We start from the raw sequence: 1,364 nt of genomic DNA, 5'->3' as shown, positions 1-1,364 counted from the left end.
TCCGCCCGTGGATGACGAAGGTGGGGAAGCCTCGTCCAATCTCCGAAGCTTAGGATTACACTTCTGAAGGCACGCGTTTCACGGTATCTCGGTTGAGACCTCATCCGCAAAGGCCACCGGCATGAACCTGACCGTATCCTCCTGGCAATTCTGGGCATTGCTCTCAGCTGCGTTCGCTGCCCTGACGGCGATCTTCGCCAAGGTTGGCATCGAGAACATCAATTCCGATTTCGCCACCTTCATCCGCACGGTCATCATCCTGATCGTGCTCGGTGCCATCCTGCTTGCCAGCGGCCAGTTCCAGTCGCCGGCCACGATCTCGGCAAAGACTTGGGCTTTCCTAGGCCTGTCCGGTCTGGCGACCGGCGCGTCATGGCTCTGCTACTTTCGCGCCCTGAAGATCGGCAATGCGGCGCAGGTGGCGCCGATCGACAAGCTAAGCGTCGTGCTTGTGGCGGTGTTTGGCGCGGCCTTTCTCGGCGAGCGGTTGTCCGGAGCGAATTGGCTTGGCGTCGCTCTTATCGCGGCGGGCGCGGTGCTGGTCGCCTATCGAGGCTAGTTGCGCGCCGTTGCGGGCATTCTTTGTTTCAAGACGGGTGATGAAGATATCGAAGCGATTGGGCATCGTCCGGTCAGTGCTCCGTCGTGCTATCGGGTTTGTTGTCGGAAAGCCTGACGTTGGTCGGCAAAGCGCTCACGGCTCGCTCTTTGGCCAGGCTGTGCTCGGTCTTGGCAGATAGGCGCTTGTCCCTGGGCGCGGCACCGCGCTTGCGGCCGGCATAGTAGGGCTCGAAAGCGTCCTGTATCTTCAGGCTGTCCATCCTGTCCTCCTCCGGAATCAGGGGGCTAATCTGCCAACGCCGGTTTGGTTCCCCACTGTGGCAAAGGAAAGGCGAATTCCTTACATCGGCGTCAGCTTTTGCAAGCCCGCGTCAGCCGTGCCAAACAGGGCTGAATGGAGAAGTCATCGGTGACCGCAGAGACGAGCAAGCGCAGCTATGTGGTCGGGCAGACCGAGATCGCGGCACGGCCATTGGAGCCGGCGCTCTATCTGGTGGCGACGCCGATCGGCAATCTCGCCGACATCACGCTGCGCGCGCTGGAGACGCTGGCCGCTGCCGACATCGTCGCCTGCGAAGACACGCGGGTGTCGCGCGTGCTGCTCGACCGCTACGGCATTCGCCGCCGCACCACGGCCTACCATGAACACAATGCCGGCGAGGCCGGGCTGAAGCTGATATCGGCACTTCAGGCCGGGCAGAGCGTGGCGCTGATCTCCGATGCCGGCACGCCGCTGGTATCCGATCCCGGCTACCGGCTGGTCGGCGAGGCGCTCGACCACGGCATTCGCGTCGTGCCTATCC

Annotated in this window: 3 protein-coding genes; 2 read left to right on the top strand and 1 reads right to left on the bottom strand. The window is 62.7% G+C overall.

What is annotated here, in order from left to right; translation table 11 throughout:
* Positions 1-121: 121 nt before the first annotated feature.
* A complete protein-coding gene (locus tag EN964_RS34710; protein WP_127269533.1) occupies positions 122-559 on the top strand; it encodes an EamA family transporter in 438 nt (145 codons plus the stop codon).
* A gap of 73 nt (positions 560-632) precedes the next feature.
* On the opposite strand, the gene EN964_RS34705 is transcribed toward EN964_RS34710, so the two are convergent.
* Positions 633-821 carry a hypothetical protein gene (locus EN964_RS34705; RefSeq protein WP_127269534.1) on the bottom strand — a complete coding sequence of 63 codons (189 nt, stop codon included), beginning with the start codon at positions 819-821 and terminating at the stop codon, positions 633-635.
* A 134-nt stretch (positions 822-955) separates the two neighbouring features.
* Here EN964_RS34705 and EN964_RS34700 point away from each other — a divergent pair.
* On the top strand, positions 956-1,364 hold a 409-nt coding region (locus EN964_RS34700; RefSeq protein ID WP_245490731.1), incomplete at its 3' end, for an SAM-dependent methyltransferase.

Origin of the sequence: Mesorhizobium sp. M7A.F.Ca.CA.001.10.2.1 (genome assembly GCF_003998575.1) — a bacterium.
GTDB lineage: Bacteria > Pseudomonadota > Alphaproteobacteria > Rhizobiales > Rhizobiaceae > Mesorhizobium.
Note: the sequence above shows the minus strand (reverse complement) of the source record. Positions and strands in the feature narration are given on the sequence as shown.